Raw genomic sequence first — 26,990 nt, 5'->3', positions numbered from 1 at the left:
CTCCCTCTAGGCGGAAGCCGCAGCGTACACCGGGGGTGGGGCTGGGGCTATCGCGGGCCGGCGGCGGGCATGAGGCCCGCAGCCGCTTCGGCGGGCGGTGGCCGCCGAGGCGCCCGGCCCGCTTTTCGAAGCGCCTTGGGTGGAACCGATGCCGCGGCCCGTGCCCGATCGACGCTCGCGCCCCGCTCCGCCGCGCACACCATTTGCGTACATAAAGCGCCACATGGCACTGCGAATATGCAGAGCTGAAAAATATTTCATAAAAAGAAAATTTTCGGGTAGGGAAACCCAAGCCCGTCGCGTTTTGAACAGGTACGCCGAACCGCTGCGTGACCTCGATCGCGACGAGGCCGGTCGCGTCCGGCGCACCCACTGCGCATGCCCATGCGGGCGCAGCGGCCCCCTACGGCCCATCAGGAATACCGCACATGAAGAAGGGAACCAGCAAGAAGAACACCGTGATCGGATTGACCGCGGCGATCGCGACGATCGTGTTGTGGACGCAGCGCGACGCGGCCTCCGCCGCCGCCGAAGCGCAAGGCGCCGCCGTGGCGGCGGTCGCCGATGCGGCCGGCAGCGGCATGGCCGCGCCGCCGGCGTCGCTGGCGGTGGCCTATACCGCGCCGGCGGCGCAAACCGCGGCGCAGGCCAAGCTCGGCGCCGGCCAGCTGCTGCAGGCGGTGCAGGCGCTGGCGCCGCAGTTGCGCATGCCGGCGGGCGCGCAGGGCGCGCCGACGGCATCGGCGCGGCCCGCCTCGGTGCGCGCGCAGATCGCCGCGCTGGACCGCGCCGGCATTCCGCTGCACTGGCGCGAGGGCGAGAAGGTCAAGGTCAACGTCGGCCTGGCCCTGGACTACGCCAGCATCCAGAACGCGAAGCTGCTGGCGCAGGCCGCCGGCGAGCTGCTCGCCGCGCTGCGCGCCGGCGGCATCCAGGCGCACGAAATCCCCGGTTCGCCCACCCTGGAGGCATTGGTGCCGCTGGCGCAACTGGAATGGGTGGCCGGCCACGCCGGCGTCGCCCGCGTGGGCCTGATGAACATCGCCGACACGGTGGCCTTCTCCGACGGCGCCACCGCCAGCGGCATCGACCAGTTGCGCAGCCTGGGCAACTACGCCGGAGTGCCGGAAGGGCAGCGCCGCAGCCTGCAGGGCGAGGGCCTGACCATCGCCATCATGGACCAGTTCGGCAACACCGCCGACGAAGTCGCAGCGCTGCAGACCGCGGGCGAATGGCCGCGCAACACCGACACCGCGACCGACAACATCGTGATGACCCCGCCGACCGGCAAGGCCTTCGGCGCCGCCGGACAGAAGCACGGCAATGCGGTCACCGAGATCGTCTACGACATCGCGCCCAAGGCCAAGTTCCGGCTCTACGACGCCGGCGCCGTCGCCGACTGGGTCAGGGGCGTCCAGGACGCGGCCAACCTGGACGCGCAGAATCAGCCGCTGGGCGAACCGCGCGCGCAGGTGATCACCGCCTCGCAAGGCAGCTTCGCCGGCGCGCCGGGCGACGGCACCGCCAGCTCGGGCGCCCTGAAGGGCCTGTACGACGCGATCGACGCCGCCAAGCGCAACGGCGTGCTGGTGATCAACGCCGCGGGCAACCACGCCCAGGCGCATTGGGACGGCGACAGCGACGGCGGCGCCGCGGTCGGCGTGGCCCAGGACTTCGACCCGGCCACCGCCGGCGTGCAGGACACCAACGTCGTCTCGTACCTGCCCAGGTACGGCCAGTGCAGGCCGGTGGGCGTCAAGGACGCGGCTACCGCCAACGCGCTGCGCGTGGTCGCGGCGCTGAGCTGGAACGACTGGGTCACGGCCGACAACGCCGTCGACACCGACTACAAGCTGGAACTGGTGCGCTGGCGCGACGAGGTGCGTACCCGCGTTTTCGACTGGCGCACCTTCCGCTACGTGGAGACCGTGACCCCGGCCGGCTGGGAGCTGGTGCAGCAGTCCGACGAGGCGCAGACCGGCGGCGCCGGCCAGGAGCCGCTGGAAGTGGTCAGCTACGTGCCGCCGGCGGCGACGGCCACCACCCGCTGCGCCGGCCTGTTCAGCACCACGGCCACCGGCGGCGGCGGCATCTTCGCCCTGCGCGTGGTGCGCAAGACCGCGAACGCGGTCAACTTCCTGCGTATCAGCACCAATAAGATGCCCCTGGAACACGTGCAGAACAGGCGTTCCATCCTGCATCCAGCCGACTCGGCCAGCGTGGTGACGGTGGCGGCGCTGAACGCGGCGGATTCGGCGCTGGAGTCCTACAGCTCGCGCGGACCGGTGCTGGCCGCCGGCGGCGCGCGCCCGGCCGGCCAGGCCGAAGGCAACGCCAAGCCGGACCTGGGCAGCTACGCCAACGTCGACACCGTGTCCTACGGCGACAACGCCTTCAACGGCACCTCCGCCGCCGCTCCGCACGTGGCCGCGCTGGCCGCGTTGGGCTTGCAGCACCAGCGCCAGCTGACCGACGCCACCGCGCCGGCGCCGCTGCCCGCCGACGCGACCGAACAGGAGAAGGCCGACCGCGTCGCCGCGCTGCGCCAGCGCCGCAACCAGCTGGCCGACGCGACCTACGACGCGCTGGTGCAGGTCTCCGGCACCCAGGGCAACGACCTGGGCGAGGCCGGCTTCGACGACGGCTTCGGCAACGGCCAGCTGAAGTTCCATGCCCAGTCGCAGGCCTGCGTGCTGTCGGCGCTGTACGCCCCGGCGTACCGTTCGCTGCTGCCGGCGCAAGCCTCGCCGCTGCCGGAGGGGCAACAAAGCTACGACCAGTTGCAGTCCAGCAACGCCGCCAGCTGTTCCACGGTGCCCGTTGCCGCCGCGGCCGTCGCTGCCACGGAAGCCCCGACCGCACCGTGAAGCGGATCGCCAGGCCGCGTCCCGTGCGCGGACAGGCAAAGGCGCCGGAGAAATCCGGCGCCTTTTTTCTAGCCCACCGCGACGCGCGCCCATAGCGGCAGCGTCGCCAGCGACAACAGCAGGCCGTAGCCGACCATGGCCGCGGCCAGGCGCGGCGCGAGTTGGTGCGCGATCGCCAGCGCGCCGGCGGTGACCATCGGCGGCATCGCCGATTCCAGCACGGTCGCGCGCGCCATCTCGCCGTGCAGGCCCAGCCAGGGCACGAGCAGGCAGGCCAGCGCCGGCATCACCGCCAGCTTCAGCGCCAGCCCCGACAGCAGCGGCCGCAGCTCGTCGCGCGGCAGCGCCAGCTTCACCGACAGGCCGATGGTCAGCATCGCCAGCGGCAGCAGCGCGTCGGACAGGCGCTGCAGGCCGCCGGCGATCCAGCTGGGCGGTTGCGCCGGCATCACCGTGAAACCGATCAGCAGGGCCCACAGCGGCGGGAAACGCAGCACCCGGCGCAACATGGCGCGCGCATCCGGCGGCGCATCGCCGCCGTAACGCGCCAGCACCCACAAGCCGAAGGTGGACAGGATCAGGAAGGCGCCGAACTGGTCGTAGACCACCGCGTAGGGCAGCGCGTGCTCGCCGATCAGGGCGCGGGTGAGTGGATAGCCGAGGAAGCTGGTGTTGCCCAGGGCGACGGTCAGCAGCAGCACCGCATGTTCGTCGCGGCGGAACTTGAGCCAGCGCGACAGCGCGCCGACCAACAGCACGGTCGCGCCCAGCAGCAGCCAGGGCACCGCCGCCACGCCCAGCAGGGCCGGTTCCAGTTGCAGGCGCGGCGCGTAGCGCAGCACCGCCGCCGGCAGGCAGACGTACAGCACCACCAGGTTCAGGGTCTGGGCCGCGCTCTCGGGCAGCACCCGCAGGCGCTGGAACAGATAGCCCAGGGCCAGCATCGCCAGCACCAGGGCGAAGGCGTCGAAGGCCATCGCGTTCGCGGTCGGCGCGCCGCAGGGCGCGATGCCGCCATGGTCGCGGTTGCGGCGCCTGCGCTCAAGCGTCCTGCGGCGCGCGCGCCGGGCCGATATCATGGCGGCGACCTCGAAGATCGCTTCTATGACCGACCTGCAGGACCTGACCGCGCTGATCCGCGCCAACACCTCTCTGATCGTGATCGAAACCCGCGACGAGGCGCGCGTGGTCGAACTGTTCCGGCAGGCGCTGATGCAGGTGTGGCGGGCGCTGTATCGCTGGTCGATCACCGAGGGCCTGCGCCGGGTCGATTTCGACCGCGACGACGAGGAAACCCGGGTAGCGCCCGACATCTCCGCGACCCTGCAGGCGATCCGCGACGCCGACCAGCGCGGCATCTATCTGCTGTTCGACGCCCATCCTTACCTGGGCTACGCCAGCACCCAGCGCCAGCTGCGCGAGATCCTGCAGCGCCGCGGCTGCCAGCCGCACGTGCTGGTGCTGATCGGGCACAAGGTCGAGCTGCCGCCGGACCTGGATTCGCTGGCGGTGCGCTACGCGCCGCGCCTGCCCGACGCCAACGCCCTGCTCAAGCTGGTGCGCGAGGAAGCCGAGAACTACATGCGCGAGCACGGCGGGCGCCGGGTCGAGGCCGATGCCGAGGTGGTCAAGCAGATCGTGCGCAACCTGCAGGGCCTGGACCCGGTCGACGCGCGCCGGATCGCGCGCCACCTGATCTTCCGCGACGGCGCGATCGCCGCCGACGACCTGCCGGAACTGGCCAAGCTCAAGTTCGAGCTGCTCAACCGTTCCGGGCACCTGCATTACGAGTACGACAGCGCGCGCATGAGCGACGTGGCCGGCGCGCGCCGGCTCAAGCGCTGGGTCGAACAGCGCCGCTCGGTGTTCACCGGCGGCGAACCGCCGCCGGGACTGGACCCGCCCAAGGGCGTGCTGCTGCTGGGCGTGCAGGGCTGCGGCAAGTCGATGCTGGCCAAGGCGGTCGCGGCCGGCTTCGGCGTGCCGCTGGTGCGGCTGGACTTCGGCACCCTGTACGACAAGTTCCACGGCGAGACCGAGAAGAACCTGCGCGCGGCGCTGGCCTCGGCCGAACAGCTGGCGCCCTGCGTGCTGTGGATCGACGAGATCGAGAAGGGCCTGGCCAGCGACGGCGGCGACGGCGACGGCGGGGTGTCGCGGCGCGTGCTGGGCTATCTGCTGACCTGGATGGCCGAGCGCAAATCGCGGGTGTTCCTGGTCGCCACCGCCAACCAGATCGACGCGCTGCCGCCGGAGCTGCTGCGCAAGGGCCGCTTCGACGAGATCTTCTTCGTCGACCTGCCCGATGCCGCGGCGCGCATCGAGCTGTTCGCGCTGCATCTGCGCAAGCGTTCGCTGGAGCCGGAAGGCTTCGACCTGCCCGCGCTGGCCGCGGCCAGCGATGGTTTCTCCGGCGCCGAGATCGAGCAGGCCATCGTCGCCGCGCTGTACGCCGCGCACGCGGCCGGCCAGCCGCTGTCGGATTTCCAACTGCGCGCCGAGCTCAAGCAGACCCGGCCGCTGTCGGTGATGATGGCCGAGCAGGTCGAAGGCCTGCGCGAATGGGCGCGCTCGCGCACGGTGCCGGCGGATTGAGGGCGAGCATGGCCGCGCGGCGATGCGGTTCGCCTGCGGCTCACCGCATCCTACGGGGCCGTTCGGAGAGCCGATCGCGTAGCGTGCAGCGCTCCCCTCAGCCCCTCTTTTTCAAAGGGGGAAGACAAGCGGAGGCGTTGGTCGCTCCGAGCGCCGTTCCTGACGAACCGGTCGAACCCTGAGCGACCGGCTCGCGCCAGTGGAAGCGCCGCGACGCCGGCCACCGCGCGTGACGCAATGGCGACGCCCGAACCCGCACTAGCCGCCGCCTCGCTTGACGTACACCCAGGCACGCCGCCCCGACAGCAAGGGCGCTTCGACGCGCTCGTAGTCGTCGACTTCGTAGGCGTCGGCCTGGCGCAGTTCAGCGGCGCTGATCGCGAACACCGTGCCGGGCACGGTGTCGGCGGGGTCGCCGCTGTATTCGACGATGGGGTGATAGGCCGCGCCGCTGGTCGCCACCACCTGGGCGTCCTCGATCTTGAGCAGGCTGCGGCGGTAACCGCGCAGCGCGTCGGCCTCGCCGTGCAAGCGCCGGCCGAAGGTCGCGCGCTGCACGCCCTCGTCCTGCAGGGTGCCGTAGGAGAACAGGGATTGGTCGCGGGCGTCCTGGTCGCTCATGCGGTGTTCCGAGTGGGCGCGGCGGCCGATGCCTCAGGCGGCCGCAAGGTCGAAGGAAATGCTGATGCGTTCGCCGCTGCCGCGGTACGGCAAGGTGCGGTGGAACACATAGGAGGGAAACAGCAACAGGCTGCCCACCCGCGGCCGCACCAGGCGCAAGGCCTCCGACGGCCACGGCGGCAGCCCCGCGAAGGGCCGGCCGAACTCGATCCAGCCGGCGTGGCCGGGATCGTCGTCCGCGATCGCGTCGGGCAGTTCTACGTAGTACGCGCCCGACAGCCAGGAGTCTTCGTGGATATGGGTGTCGATATAGCCGCTTTCGGCGGCCTGGGTCGCCCACACATGCAGCCGATAGCGCTGCGGCACGTTGCGCAGGAAGACGTCGTCGCCGGGCGCGGCGTCCGCATCGGCCAGGCGCGCGCGGCAATCGGCGATGAAGGCGTCGACCGCCGCGCGCAATCGTTGTTCGAAGCCGACGATGGCCGCGGTGCGGTCGGCGAGCAGATCGCCGCTGAGATAGGCATTGCGCGCGGCCAGGCCGGCCGGCTCCCAGCGCTGCTGGCTGTGCCGGCGGATATCCTCGGCCAGCTCGGCATGGAAGGCGGCCGCATCGGCGTAGCCCGGCGGCGGGGCCAGATCGATCGCCTGGATATGGCGCTGCAGGCCGAGCATGTCGAGCGCGCGCTCGATCCGGCCGTCGGCGGCGAGCGCGACGCCGAGGTGGGCGATGCTGCGCTGGTCGTCGCCCTGCGCCGCCAAGGCCGCGCGCAGGCGTTCCTGCGCGGCCTGGGCGCGGCCGTCGCGCAGCAGCGCGATGCCGTGCTGGCGCTGCAGGGCCGGGGTGTCCACGCCGCGCCCGATCGCCGCGGCGTAGACCTCGACCGCGTCGGCGCTGCGCCCGTTCAAGATCAGCTGATCGCCCAGGGTCTCGACGTTGTCGGGATCGTCCGGCGCCAGCTGCAGCGCGCGCCGCGCATGCGCTTCCGAGCGCGCCGGCTCGCCGAGCTTGCGCAGCAGCACCGCGGCGTTGCGATGCGCTGCGGCCAGATTCGGGTCCAGCTGCAGGGCGCGCTCGGCGAACCGCAGGCCTTCCAACAGCGAGGGCCGATCGAACAGGTTGGACAGCAACACGGCCAGGGCCTGATGCGCGTCCGGATCCTGCGGTGCCAGCCGCAGCGCGTTGCGCGCGGCCGCGATCGCCTGCGGATACTGCTGCAGCCGGCTGTGCGCCGCCGACAGGTTGTTCCAGGCCTCGGGCCAATTCGGATCGCGCGCGGCCGCGGCGCCGAACCCGCTGGCGGCGGCGGCGTAGTCGCCCAACTGGAAGGCGGCGTTGGCATAGCGGAACGCCGCGCGCGCGTCCTTGGGCAGGCTTTGCATGGCCAGGCGCAGCAGCGGCAAGGCGGCGGCGGCCTGGCCGCCGTGCAGCAGGCGCGTGCCCAGGTCCAGCGCGGCCGGGCCGTCGTCGGGACGCAGTTGCTGCGCGCGCGTGGCCGCCGCCAGGCCGCGCTGCGTATCGCCCAGCGCCTGCGCGGCGACCGCGAGCATGCGCCAGGCATCGAAATTGGCCGGGTCCTGGGCCAGCACCGCTTCGCAGCGCAGGCGCGCCTGGGCGGCGTCGCCGCGTTGCAGCGCCGCATAGGCTTCGCGCAGCAGTCCCGCTGTCGCGCTCATTCCGGCGAACCGCCTTGGATCGCGAGAAAACCGTCCCGGCTGCAGGACGCGATCGGCACCGGATCGGGCATCAGTAACCCGCCGCCTGGCCGTCCTTGCGCGATTCGCTGGCGCCGACGTAACCGCCGTGGGGATTGACCATGATCGCCTGGTAGCCGCCGTAGGGCCCGTTGGCGAAGCGCACGCTGTGGCCTTTGCGCATCAGCTCGCGCACGGTCTCGTAGGGATAGCCGGTTTCCAGATCCAGCTCGCCGCCGTCGCTCATCGCCGTGGCCTGCCCGGCCGGGTCGGTGGAGCCGTCGTGCTGGATGCGCGGCGCGTCGCCGGCTTCCTGCAGGTTCATGCCGAAGTCGATCAGGTTCATCACGATCTGCGCGTGGCCCTGCGGCTGCATCGCGCCGCCCATCACGCCGAACGACAGCCAGGGCTTGCCGTCCTTGGTCACGAACGCGGGAATGATGGTGTGGAACGGACGTTTGCCCGGCTCGAACGAATTGGGATGGCCTTCCTTGAGCACGAACTGCTCGCCGCGATCCTGGAAGATGAAGCCCAGGCCCGGCGCCGCCATGCCGCTGCCCATGCCGCGGTAGTTGGACTGGATCAGCGAGACCATCATGCCGTCGGCGTCGGCGACGGTCATGTAGATGGTGTCGCCCTCGTCCAGTTCCTTCGGCGTGGCCGGCTGCACTTCGCGCGCGGCCTTGTCCATCGAGATCAGCTTGCGGCGCTGCTGCGCATACTCCTTGGAAATCAGTTGCTCGACCGGCAGCTTGCCGAAGGCCGGGTCGGCGTACCAGCGCGCGCGGTCGGCGAAGGCCAGCTTCTTGGCCTCGGCGAACAGGTGCACGTGCTCGGGGCTGCCGAAGCCGTAACGCGTGAGGTCGTAGCCTTCCAGGATGTTGAGGATCTGCAGCGCGGCGATGCCCTGGCCGTTGGGCGGCAGTTCCCAGACGTCGTAGCCGCGGTAGTTGCTGCTGACCGGCTCCACCCATTCGCCCTGGTGCGAGGCCAGGTCGTCGTAGCTCAGATAGCCGTCGTTGGCCTTGAAGTAGGCGTCGATGGTGCGCGCGATATCGCCCTTGTAGAACGCGTCGCGGCCGCCGTTGGCGATCTTCTCCAGGGTCGCGGCCAGGTGAGGGTTCTTCCAGGTCTCGCCGGTGCGCGGCGCGCGGCCGTCGATGGTGAACTGCTCCTTGAAACCCGGCCATTTCGACAAACGCGGCACCGAGGCGTTCCAGTAGTAGGCGATCACCTCGTGCACCGGATGGCCTTCGCGGGCGTAGCGGATCGCCGGAGCGAGGTCGTCGGCCATGGACTTGCGGCCGAAACGGCCGTGCAGGGCGAACCAGGCGTCGACCGCGCCGGGCACGGTCACCGGCAGCGGGCCGTAGGAGGGCACGTCGCTGAGGCCGCGCTTGCGGAACTCGGCCAGGCTCAGCGACTTGGGCGAACGCCCGGAGCCGTTGTAACCGTAGAGCTTCTTGGTCTTGGGGTCCCAGACGATCGCGAACAGGTCGCCGCCGATGCCGCTGCCGGTGGGTTCCATCAGCCCCAGCGCGGCGTTGGCCGCGATCGCCGCGTCGACCGCGCTGCCGCCGCCCTTCATCACGTCCAGCGCGATCTGGGTCGCCAGCGGATGCGAGGTCGCGGCGATCGCGTGCGGTGCGTAGACCTCGCTGCGGGTGGCGAAGGCCTTGCCGGTGACGCGGTCGGCGGCGGCGGCCGGCGCGGCGTGGCCGGCGGCGAGCAACACGCCGAGCAGGACGAGCGGCAAACGGTGGGGCACGAGGCGTGAGGTCATGGCGCGGCTCCGCGGATCGGACCGCGACGATAGCGCAGACCGGCGCGTCAGGGAGCGACGCGATCGGGTGGATCGCGACCCGACGCCGGCGTATGCGCGATATTCAACGGCCGTGGCCTGCGTGGCCGGGAATGCGCGCGCTTCAGGCCGACGGCAACTGCGCCGCGACCAGGCGCAGGTGCTGCACGGCGCTGTCCAGCGCGGCCGCCAGCGGCAGGATCGCCGGCCAGTCGTCCTGGCGGCCGGCGGCTTCCAGTTCGCCGGCCGCCTGCGCCAGTTCGGTCGCGCCGACCATGCGCGCGGCGCCCTTGATCTTGTGCGCCTGGCGCGTGAGGGCGATGGCGTCGCCGCCGTCGCGCGCGGCGTGCAGGGCGGACAGGTCCTGCGCGGTCGCGGCCAGGAATTCCTCGAGCAGGCCGATCGCCTCCGCGGCCGAGCCGCCGGTGAGCGCGCCCAGCACCTCGGCGTCCAGGGCCCGGGCACGATCGAGTTGCGGCAGCGCCGCCGTCGCGTCCGCGTGCGCGCCGTCGCCATCGGCCGGCCGGGTATGCGGCAGCCAGCGCTGCAGGCAGGTCGCCAGCACCGGCACCGACACCGGCTTGCTCAGGTAATCGTCCATGCCCGCGGCCAGGCAGCGTTCGGCCTCGCCCTTCAGCGCCGAGGCGGTCAGGGCCACGATCGGCGTGCGTGCCAGGCCTTGGCTCTGCTCGGCCTCGCGGATCGCGCGCGCCAGCGCATAGCCGTCCAGACCGGGCATGTGCACGTCCGACAGCAGCAGGGCGTAGCGGCCGCTGCGCCAGCGTTCCAGCGCCTGCAGGCCGTCCTCGGCCGACTCGCTGGCGTAACCGGCCAGGGCCAGCTGACGCGCGATCACCATGCGGTTGGTCGGGTGGTCGTCGGCCAGCAGCACCAGGCTGCGTTCGCGTTCGGCCTGCTCCAGGCTGGGCATGGGGCGCGGCGCGATCGCAGGCGGCGCCTCGGCGCTGTCGGCGTCGGCGGGCAGCTCCGACTCCGGCGCGCGCGCCAGGCTCACCACCAGGCGCATGCTGGTGCCCAGGCCGGGCCGGCTTTCCATGCTCACCTCGCCGCCCATCAGCTCGGCCAGGCGGCGGCAGATCGCCAGGCCCAGGCCGGTGCCGCCGTAGCGGCGCGTGGTGTCGCCCTCGGCCTGGCTGAAGGGCTGGAACAAATGGCGCTGCTGCTCCTCGCCCACGCCGATGCCGGTGTCGGTGACGCGGAAGCACAGCGTGTCGCGCACCGTGCCGTCGGCGTCCTTGGCGCTGGACCGCCATTCCAGCGCCGCCTGGACCAGGCCCTGCTCGGTGAACTTGAGCGCGTTGGACAGGAAGTTGCCGATCACCTGGCGCAGGCGCAGCCCATCGGCGCGATGCGCCGGGCCGACCCGCGAATCGATGTCGCACAACAGGTTCAGGCCCTTGCTCGAAGCCGCGCCGGCGTAGTTGGCGACGGTGCTGCGCAGCAGCGCCGGCAGCGCGACCACGGTCGGCGACAGTTCCAGGCGGCCGGCCTCGATCTTCGAGAAATCCAGGATGCCGCCGATGATCTGCAGCAACGAGGCCGAGGACTGCTGGATCACGTTGAGCGCGCGCCGCTGCTCGGGGTCCAGGCGCGAGTGCGCGAGCACTTCGATCATGCCGGTCACGCCGATCATCGGCGTGCGGATTTCGTGGCTCATCGCGGCCAGGAACGAGGACTTGGCGCGGCTGGCTTCCTGAGCGCGCGCTTCGCTGGCGCGCAACTCGCGTTCGAGCCGGCGGATCGCGCTGAGATCGGCGGCGACCAGCAGCAGACCGCCGTCGCCGCCGTCGCTGTCGCTCATCGCCGATACCGCCAGCAGGGCCGGCACCCAGGTGCCGTTGCGATGGCGCAGCATCGCCTCGCGCGGCGCGGCGCGCATCAGGGCCAACTCGCGCAGCGCGGTCCAGTCGGCCTGGACCGGACGGCCGAGACGGTCGCCGAGCTCGTAGGCCAGCGCCTGCAGGGCCTTGGGCTCGAACAGCGCATGCAAACGCTCGCGCGCCAGCAGGTCGGTGGCGTGCCAGCCCAGCAGATGCTCGGCGAAGGGATTGACCAGGGTGAACTGGCCCTGCGCGTCGACCGCGACGATGGCGGTCTGGGCCGCGTCCAGCAGCGAACGCTGGAAATGCTCGCGGCGCTCCAGCTCGGCACGAGTGCGTTCGTTGCGGATCAACTGCCCGGTGAGTTCGTTCTCGAAGCCCAGCACGTCGCGGCGCATCTCCATGAAGGCCTGCATCACCGTCGCCAACTCGCCGCTGGGCTGGTACTTGGGAGTGGCGGTGTAGTCGTGCTCGCGCATGCGCCGCGCCAGCCAGGTCAGGCTTTCGACGCCACGATAGGCGTTGCGCAGCACCTGCCGCCCGACCACCGCAGCGATCAGCAGGGCCAGCGCCGACAGGCCGATGCGCAGGAAGCTGGTGCGCCGGCTGCGCACGATGTCGTCGCGGACCACGCTGTCGGCCTCGACCAGGGCCAGCTCCGACAACAACTTCAGGCGCTCGGTGACCGGGTCGATGGCCGGATACAGGCGGGTGTCGGCGAAGCGCCCCAGGGCGTCGATGTCCTCGCGCACCAGGATCGCGCGCAACTCGGCGGCGGCCGCGTCGGCGGCCACGCGCGCCTCGCCGGCGGCGCGGAAGTGGACTTCCTCCTCGGGCGTGCGCGGCAGTTGCGCCAGCACCGCCCAACTCTCGTCGATGCGCCGGCGCGCTTCGTCGACGGTGGCCACGCCCTCGCGCCAGGGCACCAGGTCGTTGCGCACGCGGAAGGTGGTGTCGACCACGTCCAGGCCGTAGGCATCGGAGACCATCTTGATCCGGCGCAGGCCGCGCAGTGAATCGTCGCGCAGGGTCAGCAGGGATTCGCGTGCGCGGTACTGGGCGACTTCGTCGATCACCAGCACCGTCGCGCCGGTCAGCAGCAGCAGGCCGAACAGCGCCCACAGCTGGCGCCGGATGCTGAGCGTGCCCAGCCAGGCGCGCATGCGCGCGCCCTACTCCGGCCGCCGCCAGCGGCCGAGCACGCTCGGCAGATCCTCGCCGGGCACCGGCTCGGCGATCAGATGGCCCTGGGCCATGCCGCAGCCCAGTTCGGCCAGCATCTGCCAATCGTCGACGGTCTCCACGCCCTCGGCGACCACGTCCAGGCCGAGCTTGCGCGCCAGGTCCAGGCTGGCCTCGATCACCGCGCGCTTGCGCGGCTGCTCCTTGGCGCCGGAGACGAAACCCTGATCGATCTTGAGCTCGGTGAACGGAATCTGCGACAGCTGCGCGAGCGAGGAATAGCCGGTGCCGAAATCGTCGATCGACAGGCCGAAACCCTTCAGGCGCAGGCGCGCCAGCACGCCCAGGCCGCGCGCGGCGTCGCTCATCAGCGAACTCTCGGTGATCTCCAGCACCACCTCCTCCGGCTCCACGCCGGCCTCGCGCACCAGGTGCTGGAAGCGGTCGGCCGCGCCGCTGTCTGCCAGGGTCGCGGGCGAGACGTTGACCGAAAGATTCAGGCGGATGCCCTGCTGGTCCCAGCGGCGTTTCCAGCGGCAGCCCTCGATCAGCATGTGATCGGTGAGCAGGTCGACCAGACCTTCGCGCTCCATCATCGGCACGAAGTGCTGCGGACGCACGATGCGGCCGTCGCGATGGCGCCAGCGCGCCAGCGCCTCGACCCCGACCGGCTTGCCGTTGCCGAACTCGACCTGCGGCTGGAACCACGGCCCGATCTCGCCGGCGGCCAGGGCCTCGCGGATCAGCGCAGGCGTGACCTCGACCGGCTCGTCGGCTTCTTCGGCGTGCAGCGCATCCTCGTAGCCTTCCAGCGCCAGCTGCAGCTTGGCCAGGGTCAGCGGCTTTTCGACGTTGCCCAGCACGCGCAGGCCGTAGGCGCGGGCCATGGTCTGCACGGTGTTGAGCAAGGCCGGATCCAGCGCGCTGACCACCGCCACCGAACGGGCGAGGCCGCGCTGGGCGACGTGGTCGATGAACTCGATGCCGTCCATGCCGGGCATGTCCAGGTCGACCAGGATCACGTCCGGCGGCGTGCGCACTTCCTCGAGCAGGCGCAGCGCGCCGGCGCCGTCGGCGGCCTCGAACACCTGGGTGACGCCCAACTCGGCAAGCAGGCGCAGCGCCATGCGGCGCTGGAAACCATGGTCCTCGACCACCATCACGCTGAGCGCCGTAATCGACATGCCGTTCCCTGGTGAGACTGCCGCCCCTGGCCGCGGCGCAGCGCGCCGCGATCGCAACGGATTCGACTGTATCCGCGCATAGCGTTCAACGGGAACGGCGCCGACGAACGGTCGCGGTCGCTGCGTGGACGAGGGCACAGGCCCGCCCCGCCTGAGTCTTACGGCGAGAGCACCCGGCTGCGAGCAAGGCGCGACGCTGCGTCGCATAAAAAAAGCGGAGCCGAGGCTCCGCTTTTTTGTTCCGATCCGGACGCGTGCGCGCTTAGGGATACTTGGGCGGATTGGCGGCCCAGGCCGCCTGCACTTCCGCCAGCATCTTGCGCTCGGCCTCGGTCCAGGCCGGCAGCAGGCGCGCGTACTGGGCGGTGTTGCTCCACTGCAGCGGCTCGGTGCGCACGGCGGCGGCGTACCACTGCACGGCTTCGTCCTTGCGGCCCATCGACCACAGCACCAGGGCGAAAGTCGGCGGCATCCAGCTGGCGGTCACGCCGCGCGTGGTGGCCAGGGTGCGCCACTGTTCGAAGGCGCCCTTGTCGTCGCCGGCGCGGTACAGGTCCCAGCCGTAGTTCCACATCACCGAGCGCCAGATGCCGTCGGTGGCGTCCAGGCCGGACAGAGAGCGCGCATAGAGCTGACGGCCGAGGTCGACGCGACCGGCTTCCATCGCCAGGTGCGCGAGCTGCGCGGCTTCGGCGTCGGCACCGGCCTTGCGCTCGATGATGCGGCTGAGCTTCTGCATCGCCACTTCGCCGGTTTCGCGCACCACCACCACCGGCTTGACGGTGTTGGCGTCGGCGTCGAAATAGAACTCGGCGGGCTTGGGCAGCGGCTGCGTGGTGGACGTCTGGGCCGCCGCGGTTCCGGACACGGCCAGCGCGGCCGTCAACAACAAACTACGAATTCGCATGATCGATGGATCCCCCGTGATACCCCTACATGCTAACCCGAGCGGGGTCCGGATCGGGCCGTTCATCACGCTTTCTGCGCTGAATCGGGCGCAGCCGGGCCCCGGCGCGAGCGCCGGAGCCTGTATGGGCGGCGGACCTCAGCGCGACTGCAGGGTCACCCGCTCGATCGCCCATAGGGGGTCGTGGCTGCCGCTGGCGAACACCAGGCACAGATCGTGGGTGCCCGCGGTCGGTGCGATCTTGGCGCGCAGCGTGGTGAGACCGGCGGTGCGGCGCGCCGAACCCAGCGGCAGCACCGCGATCGGTGTGCCCTGGCAGCCGTCGGCGCGCACTTCCAGTGCGCCCTCGGCGCCGTTGGCGGCGCGGCTGACGATCTTGGGCGTGTCGCGCCAGAGCTGGAAGTTGTACGGCACCTGGCCGACCCGGACCTCGATCGCGCCGACCTGGTCCAGGGCCGCGCCCTCGTAGATCCAGCACGGGTCGAACACGTCGGCCTGCAGGACCGCGCGCGGCGAGCGCCCGCCGATGCCATCGGCCGGCGCATCGTCCTCCATGCGCAGGTTCAGCCCGCCCTTGCACTGGCGCAGGCGGTTGCCGGTGCGCTGGCTCAGCGCGGCCAGGTCGGCCGGCGCGTAGCGGCGCGGCGCCGACAGCGCGCGGCCGTCTACATAGGTGGCGGCCTGGAACACGGTCGGCGGACGCAGCTGCAGCGGCGCGGCGTACAGCGGCGACTGCGTGCTCAGCTCGCCCTTGCCTTCGAGGTAGCGGATCTGGCCGAAACCGGCCTGGTTGGACAATTTCAGCATCGGCTGGCCCTGGCCGTCGCGCTCGACTTGGTAGCGCACCGCGAACGCGGCGTCGGAGGCCTGCACCTTCTGCGCCTGGTAGCGCGCCATCTGCGGCACCAGCCGGCGCAGGAAGCCGTCCCAGTCGCGCGCGCCCTTGGGCGACCACACCGCTTCGGCCAGCGCGGCCGTGCGCGGGAAGTAGGCGCGTTCGACCGCGTCGAAGCTGCGCTTGTGCTCGGTCCACAGATTGGCCTGCGCGCCCAGCACGTGCTTGGCCTGTTCGGGCGTGAGCTCGGCGGGCACCGGCTCGAAGCCGTACACCGATTTCAGGGTCATCGCGGCCAGGCGGCCGGTGGCTTCGTCGTCGTTGTCGCTTTGCACATGATCGAAATACAGGTCCGGCGCCGGCGACAGCACCACGTCGTGGCCGGCGCGCGCGGCTTCGACCGCGCCCTTGGTGCCGCGCCAGGACATCACCGTCGCGCGCGGCGGCAGGCCGCCTTCGAGGATCTCGTCCCAGCCGACCAGGCTGCGGTTCTGGCTGCCCAGGTATTTCTCGATCCGGGCCACGAACCAGCTCTGCATCGCCATCTCGTCCTTCAGCCCCAGCGCGGCCTTCTGCGCCTGGATGGCGGGCGAGGCCTGCCACTGGTCCTTGGCCGCCTCGTCGCCGCCGATGTGGATGTAGCGGCCGGGGAACAGGGTGGCGACTTCGGCCAGCACGTCCTGCAGGAACGCGAAGGTGGCGTCGTCGGTGTTGAACAGATAGGTGTGCACGCCCCAGTCCGGCGACACCGGCGGCGGCGCCTTGAGCACGTCGCTCACGCCCAGCTCGGGATAGGCGGCGATCGCGGCCTGGGCATGGCCGGGCATTTCGATCTCGGGGACGATGGTGATGTAGCGTTCGGCGGCGTAGCGCACCACGTCGCGGATCTGGTCCTGGGTGTAGTAGCCGCAGTACGGGATCGGCGCGCCGCTGACCGGATCGTGGCCGGAAGCGCCGGCCGGGACGCGGCAGGCGCCGACTTCGGTCAGCTTGGGATACTTCTTGATCTCGATCCGCCAACCCTGGTCGTCGGTGAGATGCCAGTGGAAGGTGTTGAGCTTGTGCAGCGCCATCTGGTCGATCAGGGTCTTGACCTGTTCGACGCTCTGGAAATGGCGCGCCGAGTCCAGCATCAGACCGCGCCAGCCGAAACGCGGCGCGTCCTCGATGCGTTGCGCGGCGATCGTCGCCGCGCCGCGGCCGCCGTCGGCGGTGGCCAGCTGCCACAGCGTGACCGCGCCGTAGAACAGGCCGGCCGGCGCGCGCGCTTCGATGCGCGCGCCCTGCGGGCCGATGTCGAGGTTGTAGGCTTCGTCACTGGGCAGGGCGGCCTGGCGGTCGATCGCGAACACCACCGTGTGCGCGGCCTCACCGGCGGCGTTGCCGCTGGCGTCCACGTTGGGCGCGAATCCGCGCATGCGTTGCAGGCGGGCCGCGAAATCGCGCGCGATCCGCGCCGCGTCGGCGTTGCCGCCGGCGGCCTGCAGGCGCGTGCTCACGTCCAGCGCGAATACGCCCTCGCGCGCGAGCACCTTGGCCGGCAGCGGAATCACCGGCGTGATCTGCGAGGCCTGTGCGGCGGGCACGTCCGCCGTCGCGTCCTGGCCGCCGCGCTGGCAGGCCGACAATGTGATCGCCATCACCATCGACAGCGCTACCGTCGCGGCCACCGCCGCGCGCATGCGTTTACCGCTCATCCCCGCCCCCTCGTTGTCGTCCGACACTCATACAACAAGCGGGCCCGGCGTAACCGAGCCCGCTGTCGCAGCTGAACGCTACCGGATTGCCCGAAGCAGCGGTAGCGCATGAATCGTAGGGTGCGGTGAGCCGTAGGCGAACCGCACCATCGCGTCGGCCCGAAGGTTCGCGACGGTGCGGTTGCCACCGCACCCTACCTAGCTGCGGTCCCACCGCGAGGGTGGTCTATCAGTAGTTGAAACGGAAGTTCAAGTAGTACTGACGGCCGTTCTCATAGACCGAACGGGGACGGTCCTTGGTGGCGTAGTACGTGGTCTTGGGGTTGTTGAGGTTCATCGCGTCCAGGCTCAAGGCCATGTGGTCGTTGATCTTGTAACCGAACGAGGCCGACACGGTGTCGATTTCGTCCTGGTAGAAGGCCGAGGCGCGATCCAGGCCGCTGTAGAACTCCGAGCGGTAGGTGTAGTTGACGCGGGCGTTGAAGCGGTCGTTCTCGAACCACAGGCCGACGTTGTAGGTGTTCTCGGACGTGCCCAGCATCGGGGTGCCGTCGTCGGTGTCGGACTCGGCGTAGGTGTAGTTGGCGAACGCACCGAAGTAGTCGCCGATCGGACCTTCCCAGGCCAGCTCGAAGCCGTTGACCTTGGCGTTGGAATTGACCGGGATGGTCACGTCGTAGTCGACCATCGCGCCGTTGGGACGCTGCGCATCGATGGTCAGGTACTGACGGCGCACGTTGGCCAGCGAAACGTAGTTGTCGATGTTCATGCTGAACACGCCGAAGGAGAACAGCGCGCGCTCGCCGTAGTACCACTCCACGGTCGCGTCGAGGTTGGTCGACAGGATCGGGGCGAGGTTGGGGTTGCCGCCGGTGCCGGTACCGACGCCGTTGACCGCGGCCGGCGGGAGCAGCGAGACCGCGCCGGCAATGGCCGAGAAATCCGGGCGGGTCAGGGTGCGCGAAGCCGCCAGGCGCAAGACCACGTCGTCGGTGATGTCGAGCTTGAGGTTCGCGCTCGGCAGCCAGTCCTTGTACGTGTTCTTGGTCAGCACGGTCTTGTAGGCGCCGAACGCCGACGTGGTGATCGCGGCCGGATCGGTGGCCGAGGTACTCACGTAGTTGGTGACGTCTTCCTGGGTCTCCACGTAACGCAGACCGACGTTGGCCGTCCAGCGCTCGCCCTGGAAGTTGAGCTGGCCGTAGGCGGCGGTGCTCTTCTCCTCCAGGCCGTAGGCGCCCAGGTAATAGAAGCGCGAGACCGGATCGCGGTTGGCCAGGCGGTTGAACGCGGCCAGGCTTTCCGGCGAGAAGTACCAGATGTTGCGCGGGAAATTGCCGCCGATGCCGTTGGCGAAGTCGCCCGGGTAGTTGCTGAAGCCCTGCGGCCAGTTGGCCGGGTTGAACGGATCCTGCGGCAGGGCGAAGTTCGGGCCCTGCGCGGTGACCTGGTCGAGGTTGCGCTCGTGACGGGCCTGGCGCACGCCGAAGTCGATCGAGGTCACCAGGCCGCCGTCGAAGAAGTAGGTGCCGTCGACCTGGCCCCAGTCTTCCTTGTCTTCGACGTCGATGTCCTGGAAGCCGAAGATCCAATCCAGGCGGTAGTCGGTGTTGGGGATGCCGGGCGCGCCGGTGTTGGCGTTGCCCAGGTGCCAGTCGGCCGCGCCGACGCCGTTGAGGCCCCAGCCGCCGCCGCTGTTGAGGCCCACGTCCCACTCGGCCACGTCCTGCACCGGGGTTTCGCCGTGGCCTTCGGAGGTGCCGGCCTGGGCCGAGAAACGCAGCTTGTCGCTGACGTCCCACTTGCCTTCCAGGCTGAAGAACTCGGTGCTGGACTTGGCGCCCGGGCGCGAGATCTGGTCGTAGATGCCGAAGGCGTTGGACGGCGTGGCGCCCGGGGTCGGCGCGAAGTTGGCCGAGACCAGGGTGTTGTTGCGCACCACGTAGCCCGGCAGCGGCACTTGACCGTTGGTGCCGTCGAGGCCGTTGATGATGCGGCTGCCCCAGATCATGTAGTTGCGGTTGTAGTTGTCGGCCTTCATGTCCGAGCGGAAGTAGTTCGCTTCCAGCTCGAAGTTGTCGGCCGGCTTCCACTGCGCGGTGAACATGCCTCCGGTGCGCTTGCGCTCCTGTTCGAACAGCGCCGAGCCCAGCAGGGTCGGGAAGAACACGCCGACCAGGTCCGGATGGGCGATGCCGGCGGCTGTGTTGGCGCCGATCGCCTCGTAGCCGAGCAGTTCCTGGCCGTCGCGGCGCAGGTGGCGCTCCTCGCTGAAGGCCTGCACGGTGATGCCGAACGTGCCGTCCTCGTTCTTCCAGTTGCCCAGCACCGAGATCTGCGGGTCGGTCTTGCTGGGCTGCTCGGCGTACACGCCGCCGACCGAGCCGAAGATGCTGAAGCCCTTGTCGAAGTTGAGCGGGTTGCGGGTGACGATGTCGACGCTGCCGACCGCGCCGCCCTCGACCAGCTTGGCCTCGGACGACTTGCGCACGATCACCTTGTCGACCAGTTCGGACGGCAGCAGCGAATAGCTGACGCTGCGGCCCACGGTGCCGGTCTGGTTGAGCACGAACCAGTCGCCGGTGGCGATGTTGTGGCCGTCGATCAGGGTCTGGGTGAGGCTGGGGCTGGTACCGCGCATGGACACGCGGTCGTTCTCGTCGAACGCGCCCTCGTTGGCGCTGGCCGCCGAGATGTTGACGCCCGGCACGCGCGCCAGCGAGTCGGCCACGTTCTTGTCGGGCATCTTGCCGATGTCTTCGGAGGTGATGACCTCGACACGGGTGACGTCGTCGCGCTTGGTGTCCAGCGACTGTTCGATCGCGCCGCGGATGCCCTTGACCACGATGGTGTCCAGGTCCTTGGCGTCCGGCGATGCGGTGCTTGCGTCCTGGGCCACGGCCTGGCCGGCAAAGCCGAGGGCCGCGACGATACTGACGGACAGAATGGTCTTGCGAACTTTCATTGGGTTCTCTCCCTCGGGCTATGGTCCTCTCCGCCGCTCGATCTGCGTCGATTGGGCGAAGCCTGGTACGTCTGTTCCAGCGCCGTTGGTGGCCGGCGCCGGCAATTCAGCGGATAACGCGAAGCGCGCTGCCGGGCTCAGGCCTCATTGGCGTGCTCCAGGTACCAACTGGCGGCGCCGATGACGCCGAGTTGTTCGTTCTCGATCAGGCGCACCGGCACGCGCTCCAACACCGGGCGCATCGCGCCCTTGTTGAGCAGGCGCTCGCGGAAGGCGCTGGCGTCGAGGAAATCCTTGAGCTGCGGCAGGATGCCGCCGGCGATGAACACCGCCTTGGCGCCGCTGACCACGGTCAGGTCGCCGATCACGCTGCCCAGCAGCGCGCAGAAGGTCAGCACCGCTTCGCGCGCGATCGCGTCGCCGCGGCGCGCGGCCTGGGTGATCGCGGCCGGCGCGCGCAGGCTGGGCTCGATGCCGTCGATCGCGCACAGCGCGTCGTACAGGTTGACCAGGCCGGGGCCGGAGACCAGATGCTCGGTGGACACGTGGGCGCCGCGCTGCTGCATCCAGCGCAGGATTTCGATTTCGCGCGCGCTGCCGGGGGCGAACGCGGTGTGGCCGGATTCGGTGGGCAGCACCACGGTGGCGTCGCGGTACGGGATGCGCACCGCCGCGCCCAGACCGGTGCCGGGGCCGATCACCAGCACCGGGCCCGGCGCGGAATCGCTGACGCCGGGGGTGAGCAGGGTCGAGTCGCCGGGCGCCATGCACTGGGCGGCGTGGGCGGCGGCCTGGAAATCGTTGATGAACAGCACTTCGCGCAGGCCGAGCTCGCGGCGCAGCTCGGACAGCGAGATCCGCCAGGGCAGATTGGAATTGATGACCGCGTCGTCCAGGACCACGCCCGCGCAGGCGATCGCGACCCGGTCGGCGCCGGCGCCGGCGCCGGCGCCGGCCAGGAAGTCGGCCAGGATCGCGGACAGGCTGGGGTAGTCGGCGCACACGTACTTGCGGTGCGCGAGCACGGCGACCGCGCTTTCGCCCGGACCGCCCGCACGCACCAGGCCGACCCGGGTGTGGGTGCCGCCGACGTCGGCGGCGATGAACGGGGACGCGGCCGGGGCCAGCCTGCTGGCAGCGCTCATGCGGTCCGCTCCGGTCCGGTCGGGGTTGCGACGAGGGTTTGACCGCCCGCCCTTCCGGCGCGCATCGGCCGCGCCGCGCGGGGCGAAACCGCCGTCCGCTTCGAATCCCACTGCATCGCTTCCCTCCGTTGATCCCGGCCAGCCCCCGCTGGCGGAGCCGAGATTGCCCACCGTTTGACAACGTTGTCAACTAGCGGTCACGGATCCCTAACAAATGCACGAAAACTGCGAACTCGCGGCGTTTCCGATGATGCGGCGCAACATAGAACCGCGCTCGGCCGGGCCTGGCTCGGGCTGAGTTTTGGGGCTCCTTCTGGCTTGTCGGACAAAGTTGTGACACCTTGAGCCAACGGATGTCGTGCAGGTCAAATGCGATAGTGCCGTAACGCCGCGGGGCGCTCCCCGCGTTCCTGGAGGGGAGTCCTGAACACATGTCCACGCCCAATACCGGCGGCCCGCCGCAGCGCTATCTCGGCTCGATCGCGATCGTAGGCGCGCTGTTCTTCATCTTCGGCTTCGTCACCTGGCTCAACGGCCCGCTGATCTCGTTCGCGCAGCTGGCGTTCGACGTGAGCGAATCGCTCGCGTTCCTGATCCCCAGCGCGTTCTACATCTCCTACTTCTGCCTGGCCCTGCCTTCCTCGTCGATCCTGAAGAAGACCGGCATGAAGAAGGGCATGGCGCTGGGCCTGTTCCTGATGGCCGTCGGCGCGGCGGTGTTCGGGCACTACACGACGCAACGCATCTATCCCGGCGCGGTGACCGGCGTGTTCGTGATCGGCGCGGGCCTGGCGATTCTGCAGACCGCCGTGAACCCCTACATCAGCATTCTCGGGCCGATCGAGGGCGCGGCCCAGCGCATCGCGGTGATGGGCATCTGCAACAAGCTCGCCGGCTGGGCGGCGCCCTTCGTCATCGGCACCTTGGTCATGCACGGCATGGGCGACGTCGCCAGCCAAGTGGCGGGCGCCGACGCCGCCACCAAGGCCGCGGTGCTCAACGAGTTCGCCGCGCGCATCCACACGCCCTACATGGTCATGGCCGGGCTGCTCGCTCTGCTCGCGGTGGGCATCCTGTTTTCGCCGCTGCCGGAAATCCAGGCCGAGAAGGTCAACGCCGAAGGTGCCGACGGCGCGGCCGACGGCAAGCCGGCCGGACTGCTGCAATACCCGCACGTCTGGCTGGGCGCCCTGTGCATCTTCGTATACGTCGGCGCCGAGGTGATGGCGGGCGACGCGATCGGCACCTACGGCCACGGCTTCGGCCTGCCGCTGGACCAGACCAAGTTCTTCACGTCCTTCACCCTGGGCGCGATGCTGATCGGCTATCTGGTGGGTCTGATCGCGATTCCGCGCTTCATCTCCCAGGAGCGCTACCTCAGCCTCTCGGCCGTGCTCGGCGTGATCTTCACCATCGGCGCCTACCTGACCCACGGCATCGTCTCGGTCGGCTTCGTCGCCGCGCTGGGTTTCGCCAACGCGATGATGTGGCCGGCGATCTTCCCGCTCGCGATCCGCGGCCTGGGCCGTCTCACCGAACGGGGATCGGCGCTGTTGATCATGGGCATCGCCGGCGGCGCGGTGATCCCGCAGCTGTTCGTGCATCTCAAACAGCACTACGACTTCCAAGCCGTGTTCGCGCTGCTGATGATCCCCTGCTACCTGTACATCCTGTACTTCGCGCTGCGCGGCTATCGCGTCGGGCTGCGCCGCAACGCCAGCGTGGGCGCCGCGGCGACCCAACGCGGCTGATCGCGACGCGGCGGACCGGCGTACGTCCGGTCCGCCGCGAACGCCGATACCATAGGCGGCCGATACCGGCGCCAGGATCAGCCAGGACTTATGCAGCACGCGGATAGCAGCACCATCGCCACGCCCGGCGTCGCCGCCGGCGGCGACACCCAGTACACCAAGGACTGGTTCCAGGCCCATGTGCGCAACTGGGAACGCTGGCTGGACGGCTTTCGCGACCGCCCGGGCCTGCGCTTTCTCGAAATCGGCAGCTTCGAGGGCCGCTCCACGGTGTGGTTGCTGCAGAACGTGCTGACCCAGCCCGACAGCCGCATCGACTGCATCGACCTGTTCCGCCCCGACCCGCTGCAGGGCGACTACCACCAGCGCTTCCGCGCCAACGTGGCTCCGTGGAAGGACCGCGTCGGCGAGTATGCCGGCCCCAGCGCCGAGCAGCTCGCGCGCGTGCGCGGCCCCTACGACATGATCTACGTCGATGGCTGGCATACCGCCTTCGGCGCGCTCGCCGACGGCGTGCAGGCCTGGCCGCTGCTCAAGGTCGGCGGGCTGATGATCTTCGACGACTACCTGTGGATGCCGCCGGCCTATTACCAGGCCAGCAAGCCCAACAAGCTGGTGCGCGAGTTCTGGCGCGCGCTGGGCAAGCGCTGGCAGGACCGTGCGATCGCGCGCATCGCCGCGCAGACGCCCAAGCTGGGCATCGACGGCCTGCTGCGCACGCTGGAAGGCCAGTACGAGCTGGTCGAGCGCGGCTACCAGTTGGCGATCCGCAAGACCCGGGCGTTCGAGGACGTGACCCTGGAACTGGACACGTGAACCGCCGGCGCGCGCCTGTGCCGAAGCCGGCCGGCCGCGCGCGGCGCTTGCGTCGCGTCGGCGCCCGAGTAGGCTAGGCGCAACGCCCTTGCGTGCGAACGCGGCGGCGACTCCGATCGACTACCCCGAGGCAGCGGTGCGCCGACCCACGATCAAAGATGTCGCCGAACGCGCGCAGGTCTCGCTGAAAACCGTATCGCGGGTGATCAACGACGAGCCCAGCGTACGCGCCCGCACCCGCGCGCGGGTGAACCAGGCCATCGCCGAACTCGACTACCGCCCGGACCCGTCCGCGCGCAGCCTGCGCAGCGCGCAGCCCTACGCGATCGGCGTGGTCTACGACAATCCGAACCCCTACTACATCATCAGCGTGCAGAACGGCGTGCTCGCCGCCTGCCGCGAAACCGGCTACGGCCTGCAGATCCATCCCTGCGATTCGTCCTCGCCGCTGCTGGCCGCCGACCTGATCGACCTGGTCCAGGGCGCGCGCCTGGCCGGCCTGGTGCTGGCGCCGCCGATGTCCGAGCGCATGGAACTGGTCAGCGAACTGGTCGCGCACGGCATCCGCCTGGTGCGCATCGTCTCGGCCGCCGAGGACCCCAAGGACGGTGCGCCCTGCGTCTGGGTCGACGACCGCGACGCCGCCTACGACATCACCGAGCACATGATCCAGCTCGGCCACCAGCGCATCGGCTTCCTGTGGGGCGGCAAGTCGCACCGTTCCAGTTGGGAACGCTACAAGGGCTATGCGCAGGCGCTGGCCGACTACGGCATCGGCGAGGACGAGGACCTGGTGCTGCCGGGCGATTATTCCTTCGACGACGGTTTCCGCGGCGCGCGTCGCTTGTTCGCCCTGCCCAACCGCCCGACCGCGATCTTCGGCAGCAACGACGAGATCGCCGCCGGCGTGCTCGCGGCGGCCAAGTCCAGCGGCATGCACGTGCCCTACGACCTGTCGATCGCCGGCTTCGAGGACAGCCCGTTCTCCAAGCAGTCCTGGCCGACCCTGACCACCGCGCGCCAGGCCACCGAGGAGATCGCGCGCCACGCCGCCTACCGCCTGATCGCCGACCTGCGCCGCGAGACCGACCAGCCGCTGCAGATGCCGGGGAACGAAGGCTTCAGCCCGATCCTGGTGGTGCGCGGCTCGACCGCGCCGCCGCGGCCGCCGCAGGCCTGAGGCGCGGCGAGACGATCGCCGGCGTTCGCTTCGGGGTAGGAGCGGCGTAAGCCGCGACCACGACCCTTCGGCCGCTGCGCGATCGCGGCTTACACCGCTCCCACAGGGTCGGTGGCTTTGCACCTCTATGCGCTGGCGCGTTGGCTCGGCAACTGCTTTCTGTGGGAGCGACGTGAGTCGCGATTACGAATCTGCGGCCACCGCGAGCTCGCGGCTTACGCCGCTCCTACTCCATCGCCATGGCCGCCGCCTCTTGCGGCGATCAGCCGCGCAGCTTGGCCGCCGCGCGCGCCAGGGTTTCGATCTGCGCCCAGTCGCCGGCTTTTACCGCCGCCGGCGGGCACACCCAGGAGCCGCCGACGCAGGGCACGTTGGCCAGGGCCAGGTACTGCGGCGCATTGTCGGGGCCGATGCCGCCGGTGGCGCAGAAGCGCAGGTCGGGCAGCGGCCCGCCGATGCCGCGCAGCGCGCTGGTGCCGCCGATGGATTCGGCCGGGAAGAACTTGAGGTAACGGTAGCCGTGATCGGCCAGGGTCATGGCTTCCGAGGCGGTCGCCGCGCCCGGCAGCCAGGGCAGGTCGGTGCATTGGGCGGCGGCGATCAGGCTGGCGGACGCGCCCGGCGACACCGCGAAGGTCGCGCCGGCTTTTTGCGCTGCGGCGAAGTCGGCGGGCCGGCGCACGCTGCCGACGCCGACCGCCGCGCCTTCGACTTCGTTGGCGATCGCGCGCACCGCGTCCAGCGCCACCGGCGTGCGCAGAGTCACCTCGATCGCGGGCAGGCCGCCGGCGACCAGGGCGCGCGCCAGGGGCACCGCATGGGCGAGCTCCTCGATCACCAGCACCGGTACCACCGGCGCCAGCGCCAGCACGGCGGCGATGCGCTCCTGCAGATCTTGGATCGAATTCATCGCGGACTCCGGAAGGCTGGGGACTTAGGAACTAGGAACTAGGAACTAGGAACAGGCTACTCACTACTGGCTGCTCGTTGCCAGTAAGCCATCGCTCGCTGTCGCCGCGTTCAAGCGCGCGCGGCGACCTCATCGATGTGCTTGAGCAGATCGGCCGGATCCTCGTAGACCCGGAACGCGCCAGCGCGTTCGAGTTCGTCCTGGCCGTAGCCGCCCGACAGCAGGCCCACGCCCAAGGCGCGCGCGCGGCGTGCGGCCAACAGGTCCCAGATGCTGTCGCCGACCACGATCGAATGCTCGATGTCGGCCTGCAGCGCGTCGGCCGCGGCCAGGAACAGGTCGGGGTCGGGCTTGGCATGGCGGACCATGTCGCGGGTGATCACCGGCACCTGCTCCGGATCCACACCTAGCGCGAGCAGGTTGTGGCGCGCGGTCTCCATGCGGCCGCTGGTCGCGATCGACCAGGGGATGTCGTTCTGGCTGAGGTAGGCCAGCAGCTCGACCGCGCCCGGCAGCGGCCGGATCTGGCCGGCCTGCGCGCCATAGGCCTGCGCGTGCAGGCGGTGCAGGCGCTCGACCCGTTCCGGGGTGATGTCGATACCGGTTTCGCGCAGCAGGATGTTGGTGAACAAGCCGCCGCTCATGCCGATCTTGCGGTGGATGCGCCACACCGACAGCGGGATGCCGTCGGCATCCAGCGCCTGCTTCCACGCCAACACGTGCTGGTAGACGCTGTCGACCAAGGTGCCGTCGAGGTCGAACAGGAAGGCGGTGCGGGCGGGGGCGGGCATGGGGGCTTCCAGGATCGACTGCGGTGGTGAGCGAGGGTATCGCGGTTTGTGGTTTTCTGTTTTCTGTTTGCGGTTTGTGGTTTGTGGTTTGTGGTTTGTGGTTTGTGGTTTGTGGTTTGCGGATCAGCTTCTGCTTCGCATTGCTCTTTGGCCGTCATTCCCGCGAAGGCGGGAATCCAGTGACTTGGTTGTTACCGCCAACCCGACGGG

At 70.1% G+C, this 26,990-nt stretch carries 17 protein-coding genes; 5 read left to right on the top strand and 12 right to left on the bottom strand.

Going from position 1 to position 26,990, the window contains the following annotated elements; translation table 11 throughout:
• The first annotated feature begins 428 nt into the window (after nucleotides 1-428).
• Nucleotides 429-2,867: a S8 family serine peptidase gene (locus V1318_RS12340; protein ID WP_332939976.1), complete on the top strand. Its 2,439-nt coding sequence runs from the start codon at nucleotides 429-431 to the stop codon at nucleotides 2,865-2,867.
• A 68-nt stretch (nucleotides 2,868-2,935) separates the two neighbouring features.
• On the opposite strand, the gene V1318_RS12335 is transcribed toward V1318_RS12340, so the two are convergent.
• The gene (locus V1318_RS12335; protein WP_332939975.1) at nucleotides 2,936-3,844 is read right to left on the bottom strand and encodes an AEC family transporter; all 909 of its coding nucleotides are present in this window, start codon (nucleotides 3,842-3,844) and stop codon (nucleotides 2,936-2,938) included.
• A 127-nt stretch (nucleotides 3,845-3,971) separates the two neighbouring features.
• Between V1318_RS12335 and V1318_RS12330 the strand changes: the two genes are divergently transcribed.
• Complete coding sequence (locus tag V1318_RS12330; RefSeq protein WP_332939974.1) at nucleotides 3,972-5,462, top strand: AAA family ATPase; 1,491 nt, start codon at nucleotides 3,972-3,974, stop codon at nucleotides 5,460-5,462.
• Between the two features lie 258 nt (nucleotides 5,463-5,720).
• On the opposite strand, the gene V1318_RS12325 is transcribed toward V1318_RS12330, so the two are convergent.
• The 9 genes from V1318_RS12325 to V1318_RS12285 form a co-directional block, all read right to left on the bottom strand.
• A complete protein-coding gene (locus tag V1318_RS12325; RefSeq protein WP_332939973.1) occupies nucleotides 5,721-6,083 on the bottom strand; it encodes a gamma-glutamylcyclotransferase family protein in 363 nt (120 codons plus the stop codon).
• 33 nt (nucleotides 6,084-6,116) lie between these two features.
• A complete protein-coding gene (locus tag V1318_RS12320; protein WP_332939972.1) occupies nucleotides 6,117-7,757 on the bottom strand; it encodes a putative 2OG-Fe(II) oxygenase in 1,641 nt (546 codons plus the stop codon).
• Between the two features lie 70 nt (nucleotides 7,758-7,827).
• On the bottom strand, nucleotides 7,828-9,558 hold the full coding sequence (gene ggt, locus V1318_RS12315; protein WP_332939971.1) for a gamma-glutamyltransferase: 1,731 nt from the start codon (nucleotides 9,556-9,558) through the stop codon (nucleotides 7,828-7,830).
• 142 nt (nucleotides 9,559-9,700) lie between these two features.
• The gene (locus tag V1318_RS12310; protein ID WP_332939970.1) at nucleotides 9,701-12,580 is read right to left on the bottom strand and encodes an ATP-binding protein; all 2,880 of its coding nucleotides are present in this window, start codon (nucleotides 12,578-12,580) and stop codon (nucleotides 9,701-9,703) included.
• 9 nt (nucleotides 12,581-12,589) lie between these two features.
• Complete coding sequence (locus tag V1318_RS12305; RefSeq protein ID WP_332939969.1) at nucleotides 12,590-13,783, bottom strand: EAL domain-containing response regulator; 1,194 nt, start codon at nucleotides 13,781-13,783, stop codon at nucleotides 12,590-12,592.
• 262 nt (nucleotides 13,784-14,045) lie between these two features.
• Nucleotides 14,046-14,690: a tetratricopeptide repeat protein gene (locus V1318_RS12300; protein WP_332939968.1), complete on the bottom strand. Its 645-nt coding sequence runs from the start codon at nucleotides 14,688-14,690 to the stop codon at nucleotides 14,046-14,048.
• Between the two features lie 138 nt (nucleotides 14,691-14,828).
• Nucleotides 14,829-17,222, bottom strand: a complete 2,394-nt coding sequence (locus tag V1318_RS12295; RefSeq protein WP_332939967.1) for a family 20 glycosylhydrolase — start codon at nucleotides 17,220-17,222, stop codon at nucleotides 14,829-14,831.
• A gap of 229 nt (nucleotides 17,223-17,451) precedes the next feature.
• Nucleotides 17,452-20,187, bottom strand: a complete 2,736-nt coding sequence (locus tag V1318_RS12290) for a TonB-dependent receptor (RefSeq protein WP_332939966.1) — start codon at nucleotides 20,185-20,187, stop codon at nucleotides 17,452-17,454.
• 137 nt (nucleotides 20,188-20,324) lie between these two features.
• Nucleotides 20,325-21,332: a glucokinase gene (locus tag V1318_RS12285; protein WP_332939965.1), complete on the bottom strand. Its 1,008-nt coding sequence runs from the start codon at nucleotides 21,330-21,332 to the stop codon at nucleotides 20,325-20,327.
• A 431-nt stretch (nucleotides 21,333-21,763) separates the two neighbouring features.
• Between V1318_RS12285 and V1318_RS12280 the strand changes: the two genes are divergently transcribed.
• The 3 genes from V1318_RS12280 (at nucleotide 21,764) to V1318_RS12270 (ending at nucleotide 25,079) form a co-directional block, all read left to right on the top strand.
• The gene (locus V1318_RS12280) at nucleotides 21,764-23,083 is read left to right on the top strand and encodes a sugar MFS transporter (protein WP_332939964.1); all 1,320 of its coding nucleotides are present in this window, start codon (nucleotides 21,764-21,766) and stop codon (nucleotides 23,081-23,083) included.
• 90 nt (nucleotides 23,084-23,173) lie between these two features.
• Nucleotides 23,174-23,899 carry a class I SAM-dependent methyltransferase gene (locus V1318_RS12275; RefSeq protein WP_332939963.1) on the top strand — a complete coding sequence of 242 codons (726 nt, stop codon included), beginning with the start codon at nucleotides 23,174-23,176 and terminating at the stop codon, nucleotides 23,897-23,899.
• 136 nt (nucleotides 23,900-24,035) lie between these two features.
• Nucleotides 24,036-25,079 carry a LacI family DNA-binding transcriptional regulator gene (locus tag V1318_RS12270; RefSeq protein WP_332940059.1) on the top strand — a complete coding sequence of 348 codons (1,044 nt, stop codon included), beginning with the start codon at nucleotides 24,036-24,038 and terminating at the stop codon, nucleotides 25,077-25,079.
• A 262-nt stretch (nucleotides 25,080-25,341) separates the two neighbouring features.
• Here the strand turns inward: V1318_RS12270 and eda are convergent, their stop codons facing one another.
• Together eda and V1318_RS12260 are read right to left on the bottom strand one after the other, a co-directional pair.
• Nucleotides 25,342-25,989, bottom strand: a complete 648-nt coding sequence (gene eda, locus V1318_RS12265) for a bifunctional 4-hydroxy-2-oxoglutarate aldolase/2-dehydro-3-deoxy-phosphogluconate aldolase (RefSeq protein WP_332939962.1) — start codon at nucleotides 25,987-25,989, stop codon at nucleotides 25,342-25,344.
• Nucleotides 25,990-26,099: 110 nt separating this feature from the next.
• The gene (locus V1318_RS12260) at nucleotides 26,100-26,780 is read right to left on the bottom strand and encodes an HAD family hydrolase (RefSeq protein WP_332939961.1); all 681 of its coding nucleotides are present in this window, start codon (nucleotides 26,778-26,780) and stop codon (nucleotides 26,100-26,102) included.
• Between the last annotated feature and the right edge of the window lie 210 nt (nucleotides 26,781-26,990).

It is taken from the genome of Lysobacter sp. CCNWLW3, assembly GCF_036697405.1.
Lineage (GTDB): Bacteria > Pseudomonadota > Gammaproteobacteria > Xanthomonadales > Xanthomonadaceae > Lysobacter.
Note: the sequence above shows the minus strand (reverse complement) of the source record. Positions and strands in the feature narration are given on the sequence as shown.

Coding starts and splice junctions, on each gene's coding strand:
- V1318_RS12340 (WP_332939976.1), top strand. CDS start 429: ATGAAGAAGGGAACCAGCAAGAAGAACACCGTGATCGGATTGACCGCG.
- V1318_RS12335 (WP_332939975.1), bottom strand. CDS start 3,844: ATGGCCTTCGACGCCTTCGCCCTGGTGCTGGCGATGCTGGCCCTGGGC.
- V1318_RS12330 (WP_332939974.1), top strand. CDS start 3,972: ATGACCGACCTGCAGGACCTGACCGCGCTGATCCGCGCCAACACCTCT.
- V1318_RS12325 (WP_332939973.1), bottom strand. CDS start 6,083: ATGAGCGACCAGGACGCCCGCGACCAATCCCTGTTCTCCTACGGCACC.
- V1318_RS12320 (WP_332939972.1), bottom strand. CDS start 7,757: ATGAGCGCGACAGCGGGACTGCTGCGCGAAGCCTATGCGGCGCTGCAA.
- ggt (WP_332939971.1), bottom strand. CDS start 9,558: ATGACCTCACGCCTCGTGCCCCACCGTTTGCCGCTCGTCCTGCTCGGC.
- V1318_RS12310 (WP_332939970.1), bottom strand. CDS start 12,580: ATGCGCGCCTGGCTGGGCACGCTCAGCATCCGGCGCCAGCTGTGGGCG.
- V1318_RS12305 (WP_332939969.1), bottom strand. CDS start 13,783: ATGTCGATTACGGCGCTCAGCGTGATGGTGGTCGAGGACCATGGTTTC.
- V1318_RS12300 (WP_332939968.1), bottom strand. CDS start 14,690: ATGCGAATTCGTAGTTTGTTGTTGACGGCCGCGCTGGCCGTGTCCGGA.
- V1318_RS12295 (WP_332939967.1), bottom strand. CDS start 17,222: ATGAGCGGTAAACGCATGCGCGCGGCGGTGGCCGCGACGGTAGCGCTG.
- V1318_RS12290 (WP_332939966.1), bottom strand. CDS start 20,187: ATGAAAGTTCGCAAGACCATTCTGTCCGTCAGTATCGTCGCGGCCCTC.
- V1318_RS12285 (WP_332939965.1), bottom strand. CDS start 21,332: ATGAGCGCTGCCAGCAGGCTGGCCCCGGCCGCGTCCCCGTTCATCGCC.
- V1318_RS12280 (WP_332939964.1), top strand. CDS start 21,764: ATGTCCACGCCCAATACCGGCGGCCCGCCGCAGCGCTATCTCGGCTCG.
- V1318_RS12275 (WP_332939963.1), top strand. CDS start 23,174: ATGCAGCACGCGGATAGCAGCACCATCGCCACGCCCGGCGTCGCCGCC.
- eda (WP_332939962.1), bottom strand. CDS start 25,989: ATGAATTCGATCCAAGATCTGCAGGAGCGCATCGCCGCCGTGCTGGCG.
- V1318_RS12260 (WP_332939961.1), bottom strand. CDS start 26,780: ATGCCCGCCCCCGCCCGCACCGCCTTCCTGTTCGACCTCGACGGCACC.